Origin of the sequence: Arthrobacter celericrescens, from assembly GCF_003614925.1 — a bacterium.
Taxonomy (GTDB): domain Bacteria; phylum Actinomycetota; class Actinomycetes; order Actinomycetales; family Micrococcaceae; genus Arthrobacter; species Arthrobacter celericrescens.
Map to the genome: position 1 here is coordinate 1 of NZ_QYLP01000048.1, position 1,378 is coordinate 1,378.

Sequence of the window (1,378 nt, forward strand, 5' to 3'; positions counted from 1 at the left end):
GCGTGTGATGTCTCAGGACATCGTGGACATTTCTGTCTCAGGACATTGTGGACACTTGGGTGGGTTGTTTCCGGGCTTTGACCTGGCGGGCCAGGCCGACGTGTAACTGGGCGGCCGGCCAGGGCGTGGTCGTGATCATGGTTCCTTCGGCATCGAAGATTTCCAGGTGTTCCTCGTGCCGGAGGATCGTGACTGTCTGTCCCTCCCACGCCTTCCCGAGAGTGAACGCGGTCTTTAGGTAGCTGAATCTTCCGTTCCTATTGGCGCTCCGGCGCTGGATGACTGTCCCGAACGGTTCTCGTCTCCCGTCGGGCTTCTCTGCCGGGAGGCGAGGCCGTTTCGGGATGATCGGCTCTGCCGGCGGAGCGATTTTCGGCAGCGTCTCATACAGCTGAGCTGGCGTGGTCCGTGGAGGCAGCGCCTGGTGGGAGCGGTGGCAGTTGTACCAGTCCCGGTACTCCTGCAGGATGCGTTCCAGGTCCTGGACCGTTCCCGGTTGCCGGGCGTTGACGAAGCGTTGCAGGGTTTGGTGGGCTCGTTCGACCTTGCCCTGCGACCGGGGGTGCCCGGGTCGTCCGGTGATCATCTTCACGCCCAGGTCGTTCAGGAAAGCCTGCAGCGCGGTGGTGCTCCCGTACCGTTCCCGGTTGAACGCCGAGCCGTTGTCCGTGTGCACCAGTACGGGGCGCCCGTAGGCCCGGATCGCCCGGCGGAAGGCTTCAGTCACCACTGCTGAGGATTCCGAGGCGCCCGCGTGCAAGGTGATGTTGTATCGGGTGCAGTCATCGAGGATTTCCACGATCGTTACCTTCTGCCCGTCAGCGAGGGCGACCTCGAGTCCGTCGGACTGCCACCGTTGGTTCGGGTACTGCGAACGGATCCTTTGGTGTGATTGTTTGGGCCGTTTGCGTTTGTTCCGTTCCGTGAGTTGCTCACGGGCCAGGATCCTGGCGATCGTGGCCCGGGAAGGCAGCGGAGCGAACCCTGACCGTGTCATCACATCGAGGATCGATAAAGGTCCGTGATCCTTGCCTTCCGAATTGAGCCGGCGCCGTGTTGCGATCACCGCTGCGTGGACGGATTCGGGCATCCTGGCCGGGCTGTGATGCGGACGGGTGGTGGCTTTGACCGATGCCTGATCACCGCTCAAAGCCACCTTGGCCCGGACACCGTGGAACCAGGACCTGGACACTCCATGCCGCTGGCAGAACTCTTCCACCGCACCACGCGGAGCGTCCAGCGGCCACTCAACTACCTGCTGACGAACACGATCAGGAATCCGACTCATGAACGGATCGTCCACGATGTCCTGAGACATCAAGAGTGTCCACTATGTCCTGAGACAGAAATGTCCACTATGTCCTGAGACTCCACACGC

At 62.0% G+C, this 1,378-nt stretch carries 1 protein-coding gene; it reads right to left on the bottom strand.

The window, feature by feature from the left end; genetic code table 11:
- Positions 1-37 precede the first annotated feature (37 nt).
- Complete coding sequence (locus D3654_RS10610; protein WP_162943707.1) at positions 38-997, bottom strand: DDE-type integrase/transposase/recombinase; 960 nt, start codon at positions 995-997, stop codon at positions 38-40.
- Positions 998-1,378 lie beyond the last annotated feature (381 nt).

Bases quoted from the DNA above. Each gene is read 5' to 3' on its own strand.
- D3654_RS10610 (WP_162943707.1), bottom strand. From the start codon at position 997: ATGACACGGTCAGGGTTCGCTCCGCTGCCTTCCCGGGCCACGATCGCC.